The 15,781-nt window shown below is 47.1% G+C and carries 18 protein-coding genes; 10 read left to right on the forward strand and 8 right to left on the reverse strand.

Annotation, left to right across the window (positions count from 1 at the left end):
- The first annotated feature begins 2 nt into the window (after window positions 1-2).
- The 3 genes from ADS79_RS21005 (at window position 3) to ADS79_RS21015 (ending at window position 2,221) form a co-directional block, all read left to right on the forward strand.
- On the forward strand, window positions 3-806 hold the full coding sequence (locus ADS79_RS21005; RefSeq protein ID WP_049740325.1) for an ABC transporter ATP-binding protein: 804 nt from the start codon (window positions 3-5) through the stop codon (window positions 804-806).
- Window positions 787-1,593: an ABC transporter permease gene (locus ADS79_RS21010; protein ID WP_049740326.1), complete on the forward strand. Its 807-nt coding sequence runs from the start codon at window positions 787-789 to the stop codon at window positions 1,591-1,593. Before ADS79_RS21005 ends, ADS79_RS21010 begins: the two co-directional genes overlap by 20 nt.
- 130 nt (window positions 1,594-1,723) lie before the next feature.
- Complete coding sequence (locus ADS79_RS21015) at window positions 1,724-2,221, forward strand: 8-oxo-dGTP diphosphatase (RefSeq protein WP_049740327.1); 498 nt, start codon at window positions 1,724-1,726, stop codon at window positions 2,219-2,221.
- 82 nt (window positions 2,222-2,303) lie between these two features.
- On the opposite strand, the gene ADS79_RS21020 is transcribed toward ADS79_RS21015, so the two are convergent.
- Both ADS79_RS21020 and ADS79_RS21025 read right to left on the reverse strand, forming a co-directional pair.
- Window positions 2,304-3,263 (reverse strand): tetratricopeptide repeat protein, encoded by a 960-nt coding sequence (locus tag ADS79_RS21020; protein WP_049740328.1) that lies wholly within the window; start codon window positions 3,261-3,263, stop codon window positions 2,304-2,306.
- 60 nt (window positions 3,264-3,323) lie between these two features.
- Window positions 3,324-3,698: a hypothetical protein gene (locus ADS79_RS21025; protein WP_049740329.1), complete on the reverse strand. Its 375-nt coding sequence runs from the start codon at window positions 3,696-3,698 to the stop codon at window positions 3,324-3,326.
- A 179-nt stretch (window positions 3,699-3,877) separates the two neighbouring features.
- Here ADS79_RS21025 and ADS79_RS21030 point away from each other — a divergent pair, with 179 nt between their 5' ends.
- Both ADS79_RS21030 and ADS79_RS34560 read left to right on the forward strand, forming a co-directional pair.
- A complete protein-coding gene (locus ADS79_RS21030; RefSeq protein WP_049740330.1) occupies window positions 3,878-4,321 on the forward strand; it encodes a DUF2621 domain-containing protein in 444 nt (147 codons plus the stop codon).
- Window positions 4,322-4,407: 86 nt separating this feature from the next.
- Entirely contained in the window at window positions 4,408-4,653 is a 246-nt protein-coding gene (locus tag ADS79_RS34560; RefSeq protein WP_084766013.1) for a hypothetical protein, read from the forward strand.
- Window positions 4,654-4,761: 108 nt separating this feature from the next.
- Here ADS79_RS34560 and ADS79_RS21040 read toward each other — a convergent pair whose 3' ends face one another.
- A complete protein-coding gene (locus tag ADS79_RS21040; RefSeq protein ID WP_049740332.1) occupies window positions 4,762-5,325 on the reverse strand; it encodes a DUF502 domain-containing protein in 564 nt (187 codons plus the stop codon).
- 121 nt (window positions 5,326-5,446) lie between these two features.
- Between ADS79_RS21040 and ADS79_RS21045 the strand changes: the two genes are divergently transcribed.
- From ADS79_RS21045 to ADS79_RS21055, 3 genes are all read left to right on the forward strand, one after another.
- The gene (locus ADS79_RS21045; RefSeq protein WP_049740333.1) at window positions 5,447-6,280 is read left to right on the forward strand and encodes a sulfurtransferase; all 834 of its coding nucleotides are present in this window, start codon (window positions 5,447-5,449) and stop codon (window positions 6,278-6,280) included.
- Window positions 6,281-6,591: 311 nt separating this feature from the next.
- Window positions 6,592-8,418, forward strand: coding sequence for a cyclic nucleotide-binding domain-containing protein (locus ADS79_RS21050; RefSeq protein ID WP_049740334.1), 1,827 nt, complete (start codon window positions 6,592-6,594; stop codon window positions 8,416-8,418).
- A gap of 217 nt (window positions 8,419-8,635) precedes the next feature.
- A complete protein-coding gene (locus ADS79_RS21055) occupies window positions 8,636-9,430 on the forward strand; it encodes a DUF817 domain-containing protein (protein WP_049741089.1) in 795 nt (264 codons plus the stop codon).
- Between the two features lie 62 nt (window positions 9,431-9,492).
- Here the strand turns inward: ADS79_RS21055 and ADS79_RS21060 are convergent, their stop codons facing one another.
- On the reverse strand, window positions 9,493-10,461 hold the full coding sequence (locus ADS79_RS21060; RefSeq protein WP_049740335.1) for an ABC transporter substrate-binding protein: 969 nt from the start codon (window positions 10,459-10,461) through the stop codon (window positions 9,493-9,495).
- Between the two features lie 172 nt (window positions 10,462-10,633).
- Complete coding sequence (locus tag ADS79_RS21065) at window positions 10,634-11,782, reverse strand: MFS transporter (RefSeq protein WP_049740336.1); 1,149 nt, start codon at window positions 11,780-11,782, stop codon at window positions 10,634-10,636.
- A gap of 259 nt (window positions 11,783-12,041) precedes the next feature.
- Here ADS79_RS21065 and ADS79_RS21075 point away from each other — a divergent pair, with 259 nt between their 5' ends.
- Both ADS79_RS21075 and ADS79_RS21080 read left to right on the forward strand, forming a co-directional pair.
- A complete protein-coding gene (locus ADS79_RS21075) occupies window positions 12,042-12,566 on the forward strand; it encodes a GNAT family N-acetyltransferase (protein ID WP_049740338.1) in 525 nt (174 codons plus the stop codon).
- A 14-nt stretch (window positions 12,567-12,580) separates the two neighbouring features.
- Window positions 12,581-13,027 carry a nuclear transport factor 2 family protein gene (locus ADS79_RS21080; RefSeq protein ID WP_049740339.1) on the forward strand — a complete coding sequence of 149 codons (447 nt, stop codon included), beginning with the start codon at window positions 12,581-12,583 and terminating at the stop codon, window positions 13,025-13,027.
- Between the two features lie 54 nt (window positions 13,028-13,081).
- On the opposite strand, the gene ADS79_RS21085 is transcribed toward ADS79_RS21080, so the two are convergent.
- The 3 genes from ADS79_RS21085 to ADS79_RS21095 form a co-directional block, all read right to left on the reverse strand.
- Window positions 13,082-13,405, reverse strand: coding sequence for a DUF2834 domain-containing protein (locus ADS79_RS21085; RefSeq protein WP_049740340.1), 324 nt, complete (start codon window positions 13,403-13,405; stop codon window positions 13,082-13,084).
- A gap of 25 nt (window positions 13,406-13,430) precedes the next feature.
- Window positions 13,431-13,904, reverse strand: a complete 474-nt coding sequence (locus ADS79_RS21090) for a GNAT family N-acetyltransferase (RefSeq protein ID WP_049740341.1) — start codon at window positions 13,902-13,904, stop codon at window positions 13,431-13,433.
- A gap of 212 nt (window positions 13,905-14,116) precedes the next feature.
- The gene (locus tag ADS79_RS21095; protein WP_049740342.1) at window positions 14,117-15,715 is read right to left on the reverse strand and encodes a peptide chain release factor 3; all 1,599 of its coding nucleotides are present in this window, start codon (window positions 15,713-15,715) and stop codon (window positions 14,117-14,119) included.
- Between the last annotated feature and the right edge of the window lie 66 nt (window positions 15,716-15,781).

Here is a 15,781-nt window from a genome sequence, read left to right on the forward strand (position 1 = left end):
CTATGAACCAGTTTCCTTCTACGCCGGCCAAGATCGAGCTCGGCCACGTGACCCATCTCTACTTATCCACGACCAGGGCATTCATGGCGGTCAAAGACATTAACCTGCGCGTGGAGGAAGGCGAATTCATCTGTTTGGTTGGTCCCAGTGGTTGCGGAAAAACGACACTCCTCTCCCTGATTGCTGGCCTTGAGAAGCCCACAGCTGGCAAAGTCATGATTGATGGCCATGTTGTCTCAGGTACGTCCCGCCAGGTCGGTTACATGCTGCAGCAAGACTATTTGTTCAACTGGCGTACAATCGAGGACAACGTCTTCCTCGGTTTAGATATACAAGGTATCCGGAGCAAAGAAACAGAAGACTACGCCCTGCATCTGCTTGATGAAATGGAGCTGGCAGACGTGCGCAAGTCCTCTCCGATGCAGCTTTCAGGAGGCATGCGGCAACGGGTTGCTCTCGTTCGAACCCTCGCCTGTCAGCCGGATGTACTCCTCCTGGATGAACCTTTCTCCGCTTTGGATTACCAGACAAAGCTAAAGCTCGAGGACTTGATTTTCTCTACCTTGCGCCGTCATAAGAAAACCGCTGTTTTGGTCACTCATGACCTCTCTGAATCGATAGCGATGGGTGATCGTATCTACATTCTTTCTCGGAACCCGGGTCGGATCAACAACGAAATCATTGTTCCCCCCTCGATTCGAGATACCCTTCCATTTGACGCACGGAATCAAGAAGGCTTCCAAGACCTGTTCCATCGCGTGTGGAAAGAGATGGAGGTAGTATCTGATGCAGCCAAAGGAACTTGAATCGGTCCATCGACGTTATGTAAAAGAGGTACACAAAACACGCATGTGGGTACTTACGACACAGGGCATTTTGTTCCTCTTGTTTCTTGGACTCTGGGAGCTTTTAGCTCGTACGAATACGATCAACATCCTTATTTTCAGCTACCCCTCAAAAATTTGGGCTCAATTCTGGGCGCAGTTACTCGATGGCAGTCTTCTCCCCCATATTGGTATGACCGTTTGGGAGACAATCATCGGCTTTTTGCTCGGAACGATTCTCGGTACCGTTCTCGCAGCGATTATCTGGTGGTCCCCTTTTCTATCGCGCGTACTCGAGCCTTATTTAGTCATCGCCAACAGTATGCCTAAGGTGGCACTCGGGCCGGTGTTCATCGTCAGCTTTGGACCCGGACTCTTTTCCGTCATTGCCATGGGCTGTGCCATATCGGTCATCATCACCACGATCAACATCTACAGCAGCTTTAAAGAAGTCAATCAAAATTATGTAAAGGTCGTTCAAACACTGGGCGGCAACAAGCGGCAAATCTTTACCTTGGTGATTCTGCCGGCTACGATTCCCACGATTCTTGCCACCTTGAAGGTAAATGTCGGTCTCTCCTGGGTTGGTGTTATTGTCGGAGAATTTCTCGTTTCGGAGCAAGGTCTCGGATACTTGATCATTTACGGATTCCAGGTCTTTAATTTTACCCTGGTCATGATGAGCCTCGCTATCATCGCAGTCGTTGCGACCCTGATGTACCAAGGTGTCGCTTTCTTGGAACGGCGGCTCACCAGCCAGTTTAAATAAATGGTTTGACCAAACGGTACTGGATCGCTACCCGGGGCGTCTCGTACCGTTTGCTTATGCCAAAATTCGAAAAAGCAGGAGGACAAGCCTATGCTATACTACAAAAAAAGGAAAGGGGTGAAACGTTTCAATGAACACGCCTACAACTGCTGCCATACCGATTACATATGAGCTGATGACGATGTGCATGATCCGCGACCATGATCAGGTTCTTCTCATAAATCGCCCCGACTCCAAAGGCTTCCCGGGATTTATCGCCCCTGGCGGGAAAGTAGAGTATCCCGAAAGTTTGACAGAAGCGACAATCCGCGAGGTCTACGAAGAAACGGGTCTTACGGTAAGCGAGCTCGTCTTTAAAGGAATTGACGAATTCATGGTTCCACAGACAGGCCTGCGCTATATGGTATTTAACTATCTGGCTACCCGTTTTGAAGGAGAACTTTTGACAGATCCTCCAGAAGGCGAGCTGCATTGGGTCTCGCTCGATAAGATTGAAGAGGTTCCCATGCAGCCTTGGTTCCGCCGCAGGTTCCCGTTCTTCTTCGAGCTAGGCACTTTTGAAATCTCTATCGTTTGGGATGAGGAAAGACAGGAGACGATATCCGAAAAAATCAAGCAGCTGGGATAGACAGACGACTCAGGGTGCTACTATCTCACTGAAAGGAAAAACGCCCGACTCATATGTCCGGGCGTATTTTTGCTTGGTATCGTTATTTCCAGAACTTCCACCAGCTCTTTTTGCTCGCTGGGTCAGCAGATGGATTGGCTGCAATTTTTTGCCTTGCAGCTTCCTCAACCTCTTGGGCACCTGGTACACGTGCGAGGAAATGATCAACCATCGGCTTGTAATTATCCTGCAAATGCTCCTGCATATTACGCAAAATGGCGATCGCTTTTTCTTTTTGATCGGTAGCAAGCAGTGCATTGGCATAGTTAAAACCGGCATACGGAAGTGGAAACTCCGGCGTCCAGAACCTTTCACAAATCTGGATCAGTTGATACACGTAGCCTGCTTGTCCCAATTCTCCTGTGACAGTCATCACGACCTCGAAGCGGTCCTTCGCTCCCTCAATCGCGATATTGTACCAATGCATGGCTTTGAGCAAATTATCCTCTGTGAGCGCGAGACGAGCCAAATGAAGCTGAGGACGCCAAGCTCCTTCTTTTCCCGAGAGCGCCTCCAGCTGTACTCGTAGCTCTTCCTTTTTACCGCTATGCAGAAAGCTTTCTACAAACATGTTGAGTCCATTTTCTTGATTCGGGTCTTTATGTAATCCCGTATTCAGCGTCTCAAACGCTTTTGCCTCGTCCCCTTCGTACGCATAAATCTTGGCGAGATTCGTGCATGCTGTACCCGACGACGGGAATCGTTCCAGGCAATCCGTTAAGATCGATTTGGCACGGTCGAATTCCTTTGCTTGCATATGTACGACTGCACGGAAAATCAGGGCAGACTCAATCGGACCATATAATTCGAGAAGCCTGTCCGCCGCAACGGCAGCTTGCTCATGAAATTGATCCTTCACCAACTCCATCGCGAAATCGCGAAGCTTTTCCTTCTCATCCCAGTACATATCCAGGTTATGCGGAATCACCTTTTTCTGGTAATCTTCTCGGGACATTTCGATGGAATGACCAAATTCATTGGTAAACGTCACAAAATCAGACATGAAACAGCCTCACTTTCATTTCCTTCGCAATAGTATTAAGGTACTGGACAAGCTCGTGCCTTAAATCCAGGCTTTCATGTTTACTTTACGAATAAAATCCTCCATTGATTCCTTCGCGGGTTCGTCATTGCTCTCCTCAACATCCTGCATACCCATCAATTGTCGAAACAGAGCCTCGTTGCGCGTGGCCAAAGCAAAGTCAAGCAGAGCTTCTCGTGATACACGCGCTGCTTCCTCCTCCATCAGCCGTTCCTCTAGATCAATATCATCTTCTACAATAGGAAACTGCTTATCTATTTTGGGGATGCGAATTACCCACGCAAACGCGCTGTCTGGATTACGGTCACGTGCGATTAAGTAACCGTACTCGCCGAGTGGCAAACCTTGCTCAAAGGAGTCGGCAACGATGACGACGCGTTGTCCAAGCTTGAACATGAGCGTCAACTCCCTATAAAGATTAATTCTAATCATACTAAATTGTATGTGTTCTTGGGAAGAGAAAACCCCAAGGATAGCCAAAAGCACAAAAAGTTTGTTGCCAGAACCAAAATACGGTACACTTTACCTAGCTATTCCTTTTCATGAAAACGTTATGGTAAATGAGGTGTACGCATATGTCTGACATGTCCACGGGTTTTTCCATTTTCATCATTTCCTGGACTTTTATACTGGTCGGCCTAATGGGCATTGGTGGCTATTTTATGTTTCGCAAGTTCCTCAAATCCATGCCAAAAAAGGACGGAAAATCCGATCTCGACTGGCAGGATCTTTACATCGACAAAACTCGCTCGCTTTGGACCGATGAGGGCTTGACGCTTCTCAATGAGCTTGTGGACCCTGTTCCCCAGCTGTTCCGCGATGTAGCGAGACGGTCGATCGCCGCCAAGATTGGCCAGATTGCACTCGAAGAAAAAGCCACGTCGATCACGACAGACCTGATCGTCAAGGGCTATATCGTTGCTACCCCGAAGCGTGACCATAAATGGCTGATTGCTCACTTGAAGACAAAGCAAATCGATTACAAGCCATACGAGAAATATTTGAATGCCGAGGGCTAGTCAGTCATTCGGAAGAAGTCATCCTCGAAACTTCTAGTTGGGATAACCGTAAACAAAGGTAGACCTTTTATCGAGGAGCGATGTGGATGTCAGTTGTACTTACCATCTTGGGTATCGGTTTGGTCCTGTTTATCGTTGCTATCGTCATTGTGGTAGCTCTATTAAAGAAAGGTGCCAGCCTTCTTTGGAAAAGCGGCAGGCACAGCTATCGCAGATACAGCAGTAGCGATTACAGACACCGCAGCCCGTTTTGGAAGCTTAGTCACAAAACATATGGTCATCGCCATTATCGTCGCAGACATTCGAGTCACAGTGGATTTTTCAGTAGCTAATAGAACATCTACACACATATGAAACCGAGCCCCCGGAAAAGGAAGCTCGGTTTTTGTTTTCTCGTAGATTCACGCTAAAGATCAGCTTTTCCATTGCAGCAGGTTCCTTTAGCTCTTGCTCTTCTCTTGCTTTTTTCCGGAGACTCCTCCAGAGACGAGAAAAGCCATCGCTTCTGCACTTTCTACATCTAGTGGCTGGACCTGCTCCTTTGGAAATAACAGCAGGTTTCCTGCGAAATTGTACGACTGCGGAATGTACACAGCGACATGGTCACGAAGCCCAAATGCCTCCAGGTCCTCCTGTGTGATAAAACCTATCACCTTTGCATTCCCGTCTTTAAACAAGGTGACTAGGACCGGCTTGTCAAAGCTTTTCTTGTCCCCTACAAAAGCTCCGATCAAATCTTTCAGAGATGAGTAGATCAATTTGATAAAAGGTACTTTTTCAAAGATTTTGGACACGAGCGATAATACCCCTCGTGTCAGCACATTCGATGCGAGAAAACCGATGACCGTGATCCCCAATATGGTCAGGAGAAATCCTATGCCAGGTATCCGGAGATTTAACCAGCTGTCAACCGTTGTGAATATGTAATACAGGATGTAGATGGTGACCGCAAGCGGGATCACATAAAGCAAGCCTTCCAGAAAATAACGTGCTATGCGCTTCATTTTTCGTCTCCTTCCCCAAACCCTAACCCAAGCCTATACGAGAGTCCTCTCCCAGAATTATTGTACCTGATTCACAGGCCATCTGCTATGATGGAGGAAAAAAGGGAAAGTAGGGAGATATATGCAACCACTCGTCACCCCACAATGGCTCAAGGATCATCTCCAAGATGAAAATGTGGTCATCGTCGATTGCCGTTTTGCGCTAAGCGCTTCTGAAGCTGGCGCCGAGGATTATCGAAATGATCACATACCCGGTGCTCGTTACTTTGATTTAAACCGTGATCTTTCTGGACCAAAGGGAGCTCATGGTGGGCGTCATCCACTGCCAGACCCAACTGCACTCGTCTCCCTTTTTTCACGTGCAGGTATAGATGAAAACGTTACTGTCATTGCCTATGACGATCAAGAAATGGCGATGGCTGGACGCCTATGGTGGCTTCTGCGTTACCTCGGTCACGATAAGGTAGCTGTCCTCGATGGCGGATATGCTGCCTGGAAAGAAGCTGGCTACGAGGTGACCGCTGATGTGCCGACACCACAGGCTCGTGCCTTCACCCCGCATGTTCGTCCAGATATGCTTGTAGACGTTCAGGCTGTTCGTGAACGTAGCCGGCAAACGGTCCTGTTGGATTCCCGTGCACCAGAGCGTTATCGTGGTGAAGTGGAACCGCTAGACCCAAAAGCTGGTCATATCCCAGGCGCGCTCAGCTTCTTTTATAAAGACAATCTCGCTTCAGACATGACGATGCTCCCCGTTGAAAAATTGAGTGAGCGGATTGCAGACTTTGCCAATCAAGACATTATCGTCTACTGCGGATCTGGCGTAACAGCCTGCTCCAACCTGCTTGCCCTTCATGCAGCAGGACGGACTGATGTGAAATTGTACACCGGCAGCTGGAGCGATTGGGTTTCTTATGAGGACAATCCGGTAGCAACAGGCGAAGAGCAAGAGTAGCCATTGTCACTGTAGAGCTTACATAAAGTATATACATCGCTTTAAGCCATCATGGCTTGAGCGATGTATTTTTTGTGTAAAAGTCAATAGATTGCGCCGTTTTATCTTTTTTTCACTTTGTAATTCATACTACAGAAATCTATTTTCACAACAGTAAAATAAAAACCAACGAAGTAAGAGGATGAGGTAAAATGAAAATGACTAGGAAGAAAAAGGTATTCTCTATCGGGATTATAGTTGTCTAAGAAGCTTCGTAAAGCGTTGGGTGAAGCGAAAAAATAAGGCAATATGAGATAAAGGAAGAATAATAAATGCCAGCTAAAGATGTATTTGATTTCCTGCGCGAGCATCCATTGCTGCGAGGGGTGCCAGATAACGAACTGCAAATTGCAGCCAAGCTGATTGAACCGATCTATTTAAACGATGGCCAGTCGCTTCTTGTAGAAGGTGATATGGGCACAGATTGCTTCTTCATTCATACGGGCAGCGTTCAGGTGTCCTCACGAAATCTGGTAGGCAATACACTTCTGCTAGCAGAGCTTGGACCAGGTGCGTTAGTTGGTGAGATTGGATTACTGCAGCATGAACGCAGATCGGCTTCGGTCACGGCTATTCATGATGTTGTTGCCCTACGCTTGGAACGGCAATCCTTTGAGTTCCTCGCTAAAGTGAGTCCTCTGTTCCATGAAAGTCTCCTGCTCACCGTTCGTATCCGAATGCTTCATCGAAAGCTCCGTAATGCTACCATATGGTCGGTAATTCCTGATGCGGAGCTGCGTGGTCTTGCTGAGGTTTTGACAACTCGTAAGGTCGCTAAGGGTGAGACCATTGTAGAGACGGGAGCAAGGACAGATCAGTTTTTTATGGTGAGCAGTGGAAGATTCGAAGTACGCAGTAAAGGCCGCAAGAAAGCCCTACTATTGGAAGGTGACTTTTTCGGAGAAGAGCTGCTGCTCTCTGATGTTTTATCGGAGTATACGATTACGGCGTCAGAGGACAGCGAGCTAATGGTATTGGGCAAGGAAGAATTTCTTACGATCCTACGCTATTATACTCCCATTCAAAAGCAATTTTTAGAGATTATTCGTATCCGTCACCCTCATGCTCTCTCCAAGATAAAAAGTGAGTTTCGTGAAGAACAGGAGCTGGTTGCAGACGCCGCCGCTGCCCCTGTGCCTAAAGCGAGAGAACACTGGATTGATAGTCTTCTCTGGCTTGGTGGGGGCTTTGTTGTTTTATCCTTATTGGCCCTTTATTTCAATAATGATATACTGCACATCTTCACGCTACTCACAGGAGGGCTAGTTGGTCCCGTTACCTTTGTTGCTTATATGAGAGACCATCAGCTTTTGGGAATCAGACAGACGAAATTAAGCCTACTATTTGCTGCCTCTGGTCTTATCGCTGTTCCAATTGCCTTCTTAGTGGAACGTTTATGGTTCATACATACTGCCACAAGCGCAATTGATTTTTCACAATTTCGTTCCCCTCTTGCAATCTCTCTCATTGAAGAGGGCGTCAAGCTTTTCGTTTGCTTTCTTCTTGTAAGGCCGAAGCGCATGCATTTTTTAATGGATGCTCTTGTCTTCGGGGCTGCAGCAGGCATGGGCTTTGCTGCGATTGAAAGTATGCTGTACGGATGGTCGCATATGAAAGAAGCCTCTTCTCTTGGAATGCTCTCCATGCTTTGGATCAGAGCGTTGCTATCCCCATTTGGCCATGGGGCTTGGACAGCTATAGCCGCAGCCGGGATCTGGTTGATTGTTTCTACTTGGCGCACGAAAGCTGCAAGAAATGCTAAGGGAGGTTCGAAGATATTCGGGGCAGCCTTGCTTATTATAATCGCCATTATTCTTCATGCGCTTTGGGACTTTCAATTTGGGAGTAGTTTTGCTGCAATTGGGATGATGGTTGCGATTGGCTGTATCGATATCGCTCTATTATTTTTCCTCATTCGCACTGGTCGCACGCAAGAGCTGCATAGCTATACAACGATGAACCCCTATGTACAGGAGCAATTGCGGCATATTGTGCAGGAGGATAGTACAACCGGTGAGCTCTACTGCGGGAGCTGTGGCAGCGCTTCGCCACGAAGTGCGAGGTATTGTGCCCGCTGTGGGCATGCCTTGCGTAGATAGAAACCTTCTTTGCTGACCATATTGTTTGATTGCTACATACATCGCCAAGCGGCTTGTCGCTCTGGCAATGTATTTTTTTATGCATGTAGTCAAAAAAATGATGTAACTCTTTTTAAAGGATTGTCGTAAATATTTGAGAAAGAAGGTGAAGGCTTTGAAGTATTTCGAAGAAGCGAAACCGAACCCCTTCTCCGAGCCCAGCAGAAGAGAACGAGGAGTGATTCGTTTTATTCGCCTTCTGCTTCATTTTGGCTATCAGGAGGCTATGTCGTGTCTCTTCCCAGTCTTTATTTTTGCCTCTCTCGCTCTGTCCAAATTTGTCACGATTCCTGGACTGGCTCGATATGACTTGCTGCTTGTGCTTTGCCTACTCTTTCAAATCTACATGGTAAAAAGCGGGCTGGAGAGCGTGGATGAGTTGAAAGTCATCTCCATTTTTCACCTGATCGGGCTGGCACTCGAGCTATTCAAGGTACATATGGGCTCCTGGGGATATCCTGAAGATGCGATCAGCAAAGTTTTTGGTGTCCCGCTCTATAGTGGATTTATGTACGCGAGCGTCGCGAGTTATTTATGCCAAGCGTGGCGTCGATTAGATGTAACGATCTCGGGATGGCCGAACCCGTTTTTTGCCATTACACTCGGCGCAGCTATCTATCTGAATTTTTTTATTCATCACTTTCTGTGGGATATTCGGTGGGTGCTGATGGCTGCGATTTTTATCGTGTTTTGGAAAACGCGAGTATATTTTCGCGTCACACATGAGCGCTTCTTTATGCCGCTCCCTCTCGCCTACTTCTTGATCGGCTTTTTCATCTGGATTGCGGAAAATATCGCTACCTTCTTCGGTGCGTGGTATTACCCAAATCAACAGTCTGGCTGGGAACTCGTACACCTCAGCAAAATCAGCTCCTGGTTTTTACTTGTGATCGTCAGCTTCATCATCGTCGCTGAGCTGAAGCATGTGAAAGCCAGAAGAACAGCGTCCTCTGAAAGCAAGCAAATACTCTAAAGGGTACGTTCGACTGTTTTCACTCAACAAAAAAAGGCAACTGCGCTGTTGCCTTTTTTGTTTTACTGCAAAACGCTTTTCAACACATCATCAATGATTTGCCCGTTCGCAATCGTACCAGAATAGAGCCAGCTAGACTCTTTGGGAAACTCGTAGACATGCCCATTTTTCACCGCAGGAATATTGGCGTATACAGGGTCGCTGACCAGATCCTTCATTGGTACCTCCTTACTGTTGACGATAAACAAATAATCGGTATCCAGAGTCGCCAATTTCTCCAAAGAAATCTTGCTCCAGTTTGCCTCACTTGCCTTTGTCACTTCATGTACGATTTTCGGAACCGTAAACCCTAGATCCTTGTAGAGGACATCGCCACTGGACAAGTTCTCCTTTACTACAAAGACGCTTTTAGGGAGCACCCAGAGTGCCGTAGCCGTTTTTGGCCCAACTGTTTGCTGCAGTTTTTCTTTGGCTTCCTGTGCTTTCTTTTCGTAGGCAGCCAAGACCGCCTTCGCTTCGTCCGTTTTATTCAGTACCTCTCCGACTGTTAAAAGCTCTTTTCTCCAGTCCGTATTCTTCTCGACTCCGATGGTGTAGGTGGGCGCGATTTTCGCATATTGGTTGTACTTCTCTCCCACCGCCAAATCAGCACTTTCCAAAAGGATCAGGTCAGGGCTATAGCTCATGACGACTTCAGGTGGCAAATCATACGGAATGGCTGGGATTCCTGCCAGCTCCTTCTGCAGGTAGCCTTGTACAGAGCCTTCTCCCACAGACCATTGGGCGACTGGCTTGACCCCTAATGCGATGAGGTGGTCTTCTAAGTAAGTGGCAATCACTTTTTGTGGATGTGCCGGCAGTGTTACTTTATTCCCCATCGCATCTGTTAACACGCGTTCCGCTGAAGCTGATTGCTCTGGTGTCGTCTTTTCTGGTGATGGATTCCCTGTATGTCCTGAGCAGGCGCTAACCAGCAGCGCTGCGCATACCATTAAGGTAGAAGCAATTTGAGTCATAGACCTTTTTTTCATGCACGAAAAACCTCCAAGATTCAATTGATAATAATTATCATAATCATTTATGTATTATAGGGGAAAAAGAACAGACGAGCAATGGCTATCTCTGCTTTTCACCACTCCACAGCAAAAAGACCTTCCGAACTCAAATGCGAAGGTCTTTCTCCTGCTTGTTGTCTTCGTCCATCTATCTCGTGACGCCGCTCAACAGAAAGCGATGCAAACCGCCAATCAAGCATACTCCTGCCGTCACGAAAAAAGCGATAAAGTAGGAATGATGCCAGTTTTCCAGTAAGCCTGCCACAATCGGACTAAGTACAGCACCCACAGATAGAATCGCTGAATAAATGCTAAACACACTTCCGTACTGCTCACGAGGTGAATGCGCAGTCAATATCGTCGCGAAGGCAGGGAACAACATCCCAAAACAGGCGCCCAAGAAAAACATCATGACTTGAATGGGGACATGCCAGCCGATTGCCAGTACATACAACAGCAGGCTCAGCACCCCAAGTCCTGCAAAGGATCGCGTCTCAACCGGAACCCGATAGAGCCAAAACTGGCTGAGAATCGCAAGTGCCCCCAAGCCTTTTAGACTAAACAATACACCTGTAACGGCTGGTGATAGCCCCTGCTTTTGAATGAGCAGCGGGACTTCATAAATAATAGTCCCCTGCGCGTAAATAATCGCAAACCCGCCCAAAAAGGCCGGATAGAGCAAGCGATTTTCCAATACGTGCGCGAGGCTGTGCTTGGCTGAGATTTTTGTTTGGTGTGGAGACGGATTACTTCCTTCTACTCGAACCGGGAGCATCAGCCAGGCAAAAACACCTGCGGCAATCATCATATAGCCGAGAATGACAAACGATTGTCCATAGCCGAATTGAACAGCCAAAAAGCTCCCTACGGCAGGTGACACTATGCCCGCTGTCGTGAGGACCAAACCTTTTTTGCCCATAATTTCGCCTTGTTCGAGTGCCGTTTTTCCCGTCTCCCCCAGCATCGCAGAACAAGCTGGTGAAACAAAGGCCATCAAAAAGCCGAGACTCAGTCGAAATGCAAAAAAACCGGCCGTGTCTTGGACCACACCTTGCCCAATCAGCATAAATCCGGCGAGGATCAGTCCTCCAGCAATGAACCATTTTTTCGGAAAGCGATCTAAAAAAGGGCCTGCAATCAGATTTCCTGTCAAATTACTAACTGCATACCCACCCAAAACAAATCCGATCATCGCGGCGGACACACCCAAAATATTCAAGTACGGCGCAAGTAAAGGGGTTTGGGCGTGCATATCAAACGCTACCAGGAACAAGACAATAAACAGGAGAACCCTCACTGCATTCCCTTCCTCTCCACGACCTGTCAGTCTTTGTCCCAGTATATGAGAGAAGTCGTCCAAGTAGGATAGGAAAAGCCATGGGAAAAACCCGTAAAAAGGCTGGATTTCATTTTCATATTCCCGTAATATTTTTCCTAGTACAAAAATTAGGCTTCAGGCAGGGTGGTGAAAGAACCGAGAGCTTCAATAAAAAAATCGTACCCCTTGACCACATCCATATTAAAATCGCTTTTTGCGAAAGGCTGGTGTCATCGCTGTGAAGGTTCTTGAAACTGATCGATTAATTCTTCGCTGGCAAACCGTTGAGGATGCACCTTTTATTCTCTCTCTTGTCAACGATCCCGCCTGGCTCCAATTTATAGGCGACCGCGGGGTTCGAACCGTAGAAGATGCACGGAATTATATTGTGAATAGCGCCATCTCGTATTACGAGCGATACGGATTTGGTTTTTATTTGACTGAGATAAAAGAAGGGAATGTCCCTATCGGTATTTGCGGTATGATCAAGCGGGACACGCTCGAGGATGTGGATATCGGCTTTGCTTTTCTACCCGATTATCGCGGCATGGGCTATGGTTATGAGGCTGCTTCAGCAGTACTTTCGTATGCAAGAGATGTTGTCGGCTTAAAGCGCCTGGTAGCCATCACTGATCAGGACAACCATGCATCTGGACGACTCCTTGAAAAAATCGGATTGCATGTAGAAGGAACCATTCAACTGGGGAACAATCCCGAAGAGTCGAAGCTGTTTGCCATTGATTTTCAGCCTGCTGCGCAGTAAAAGGAGAATGCTTGATGGATACAGCTACAAACGCGATCCTCGATGATCTGGTTGCTGCCTTCTATACTGCTTTTACGAATAAAGATGGAATGAAGCCAAATGTAGCTATCATCTACCAGCTTTTTATTCCTGAAGGCATGATTATAAAAAATACAGATGCTGCCCCTGTTGTGTACTCTCTCCAGCAATTTATTGAGCCAAGAGAGAAGCTATTAACCGATGGGGCACTGGTCGATTTTGAGGAAGCAGAAACCTCTTCTGTCACTGAAATTTTCGGGAATATTGCTCATCGCTTCAGCCTCTATCGCAAATCCGGAGTGCTTTCTGGAGAGAGATTTGAAACAGAAGGGATGAAAACGATGCAGTTTATCTATACCCCAAATGGCTGGAGGTTCTGTTCTGTAGCTTGGAATGACGAAAAAAGTGGGGTAACGATTCCTGAGAAATATCGAAACCGGTGATAGGAAATAGCCCGAGGTTGTTTGCCTCGGGTCTTTTGTTCACATCCATGAAGATTAAAAAGTATGAACTCTCTCCATCGCTTTCTGTCTGAAGAACAGAAAAAGTGGCAGGGAAAATGACAGCCCGATCGTAAGTGTCGCGACAACATAGATCCATGCATGCCTGATCTGATGTTTTTTCGTTTCTTGATAGAGAAAGCAAAAAAAGACGACACAGCAGATGAGAAAATCAGTGGCAAAAAAAGAGGAGATATCGTTTGCGAACAATTGGGATACAAGAAGCTTGGAGTCTAAGCCGTTGGTCTGCAAAAACGGAATGAAATGACTATATGGCAGAATTGCTCCTATGATGGCGAGCATCAAATAGATAGCCTTCACCTCGATACCGCTTCCTTTCTCTTTTTTAGATCCTGATTACGAATTGTACACGGTCATTTCCATGGCCGTCGTAGTTGGTCGTGACCCGAACACCGTCAACGATTTTATCACCTTCCTCCACCTCAAAGCCCAATTTACTATGGAACTGGATTGAGCCTTTATTCACAGGTGATGTAATGCAGCGGACGGTATGACAGCCGCGTAGCTTTACCTCTTTAAAGAACATCTGGTACAATTCCTTGCCAACCCCATCTCCTCGCCTGTCAGGATGAACCCCGACGAAGTGGATATACGCCTCTTCGGGCTTCGTTTGAGATAGGAAGCCGATGAGAAAAGCGATGATCTCCCCCTCTGCTTCCATTACAAAGCTAGTTGGCTGAAAATGAACAAAAAACAGCTTGGGAAGCATATCCGACATTTGCCGACCGCCCCACCAGTCGTTTATAACCGCAATCACTTTCGTATAATCCTGCTCATTGGCGTTTCTGATCTGCCCCATGCTCTTCCTCCTCTATGGACAATCCAATCACATCCAAATTATACCATGCAGCAAAGCTCACAAAACATCCGTGAATAGCAATTTGTTTCAATCTCGGGGATTTTTGATACGTGATACGCCCTTCGCATTGCGCAGGTGAAACAGCGAGCAGTCTGTACTTGTAGATAAAAAAAGAGCCTCACAATAGTTGTGAGACCCTCATCATACGTCATTTAAGATTGAACAGCTTTTAGCCCGAGAGAGCTTTCGTGGAACTTGACGTTAGAGTATTTGTCCATTGCCACACGCAGCTGGTATTCACTTTCAAACAGCATAACAGGACGGCCGTAGCGATCAGTTACGGTCTTGTTTTTAAGTACATCCAGTTCTGCCTTATCCCCTTCAAGCCAACGAGCGATCTGATATGGCATCCGCGTCAGCATGATCTCTACGCCATACTCAGCTTTCAGGCGGTACTCGAGAACCTCAAACTGGAGCACCCCTACCACACCCAGGATTAATTCTTCCATCGGATAGGTACGGAAGAGCTGAACGGTTCCTTCTTCGGTCAATTGCATGATCCCTTTTTGGAACTGCTTGTGTTTCATCGCGTCTTTTACCATTACCTTGGAGAAAAACTCTGGCGAGAAGTGAGGCATCTCTTCGTACTCGAACGATTGTCCAACACAGAGCGTATCGCCAATTTGGAAGATGCCCGGATCAAACAACCCGATCACATCACCAGCAAACGATTCCTCGACAATCTCCCTGTCTTGCGCCATAAATTGTACTGGCTGGGCAAGCTTAATATCTTTACCCAAACGAACGTGCTTAACCGCCATTCCACGCTCGAATTTTCCGGAGCAAATACGCAAGAACGCAATTCGGTCACGGTGTGCCGGATTCATATTCGCCTGGATTTTGAAAATGAAGCCAGAAAACGCATTCGTATACGGATCAATCATGCCAGCAGAGCTTTTCTTGGCAGAAGGTGCTGGTGCCATTTGTAAAAAGTTGTCCAGGAAGGTCTGCACGCCGAAATTGTTAATCGCACTACCGAAAAAGACGGGAGTTAGCTGTCCTTGGTTAATTAGCTCCGGGTCGTATTCATCACCGGCAACGTCAAGCAGTGAGATTTCATCCTGAAGCTGCTGCCAGAGATCCGGACCCACTCGATCGCCGATCAATGAATCTTCTGCTCCCTCTACAGGGAAAAAGGAAATATCTTCGTGCTGAGTGCCTGTTTGATACAGCTCAACTCGCGATTTCATCCGATCGAATACACCGCTGAAATAACTGCCCATGCCGATCGGCCAGTTCATCGGGTACGAACGAATTCCGAGTACGCGCTCAATCTCTTCCAAAAGCTCGAACGGGTCTTTTCCGTGACGGTCCAGCTTGTTCACAAAGGTAAAGATCGGGATTCCACGCATCCGACAAACCTTGAACAGCTTGATCGTTTGCGCCTCTACCCCTTTTGCCACGTCGATAATCATCACAGCTGCATCCGCTGCTGTCAGCGTACGATACGTATCTTCACTGAAATCTTGGTGACCAGGCGTATCCAAAATGTTGATGTGGTGCCCGTTGTATTCAAAATCCATCGCACTGGAGGTTACGGAGATTCCGCGCTTTTTTTCGATCTCCATCCAGTCGGAGGTAGCGTGCTTGGAATTCTTGCGTCCTTTGACCACTCCTGCCTCACGGATCGCTCCACCGTAATAAAGCAGCTTTTCTGTCATTGTTGTTTTACCGGCGTCCGGGTGGGAGATGATCGCAAAGGTACGTCGTTTTGCTATTTCATTTTCCCATTGGGAATTGGTTTGACTCATCTTCATTCTCCTGTCATTCGAATAAGTAGCCACTATCTTTACTTTAACGATTATACAAGACAACTG

The organism is Brevibacillus reuszeri (assembly GCF_001187725.1).
Taxonomy (GTDB): Bacteria; Bacillota; Bacilli; order Brevibacillales; family Brevibacillaceae; genus Brevibacillus; species Brevibacillus reuszeri.

Excerpts from the sequence above, each read along its gene's own strand:
- ADS79_RS21005 (WP_049740325.1), top strand. The coding sequence starts at position 3 with ATGAACCAGTTTCCTTCTACGCCGGCCAAGATCGAGCTCGGCCACGTG.
- ADS79_RS21010 (WP_049740326.1), top strand. The coding sequence starts at position 787 with ATGCAGCCAAAGGAACTTGAATCGGTCCATCGACGTTATGTAAAAGAG.
- ADS79_RS21015 (WP_049740327.1), top strand. The coding sequence starts at position 1,724 with ATGAACACGCCTACAACTGCTGCCATACCGATTACATATGAGCTGATG.
- ADS79_RS21020 (WP_049740328.1), bottom strand. The coding sequence starts at position 3,263 with ATGTCTGATTTTGTGACGTTTACCAATGAATTTGGTCATTCCATCGAA.
- ADS79_RS21025 (WP_049740329.1), bottom strand. The coding sequence starts at position 3,698 with ATGTTCAAGCTTGGACAACGCGTCGTCATCGTTGCCGACTCCTTTGAG.
- ADS79_RS21030 (WP_049740330.1), top strand. The coding sequence starts at position 3,878 with ATGTCTGACATGTCCACGGGTTTTTCCATTTTCATCATTTCCTGGACT.
- ADS79_RS34560 (WP_084766013.1), top strand. The coding sequence starts at position 4,408 with ATGTCAGTTGTACTTACCATCTTGGGTATCGGTTTGGTCCTGTTTATC.
- ADS79_RS21040 (WP_049740332.1), bottom strand. The coding sequence starts at position 5,325 with ATGAAGCGCATAGCACGTTATTTTCTGGAAGGCTTGCTTTATGTGATC.
- ADS79_RS21045 (WP_049740333.1), top strand. The coding sequence starts at position 5,447 with ATGCAACCACTCGTCACCCCACAATGGCTCAAGGATCATCTCCAAGAT.
- ADS79_RS21050 (WP_049740334.1), top strand. The coding sequence starts at position 6,592 with ATGCCAGCTAAAGATGTATTTGATTTCCTGCGCGAGCATCCATTGCTG.
- ADS79_RS21060 (WP_049740335.1), bottom strand. The coding sequence starts at position 10,461 with ATGAAAAAAAGGTCTATGACTCAAATTGCTTCTACCTTAATGGTATGC.
- ADS79_RS21080 (WP_049740339.1), top strand. The coding sequence starts at position 12,581 with ATGGATACAGCTACAAACGCGATCCTCGATGATCTGGTTGCTGCCTTC.
- ADS79_RS21090 (WP_049740341.1), bottom strand. The coding sequence starts at position 13,904 with ATGGGGCAGATCAGAAACGCCAATGAGCAGGATTATACGAAAGTGATT.
- ADS79_RS21095 (WP_049740342.1), bottom strand. The coding sequence starts at position 15,715 with ATGAGTCAAACCAATTCCCAATGGGAAAATGAAATAGCAAAACGACGT.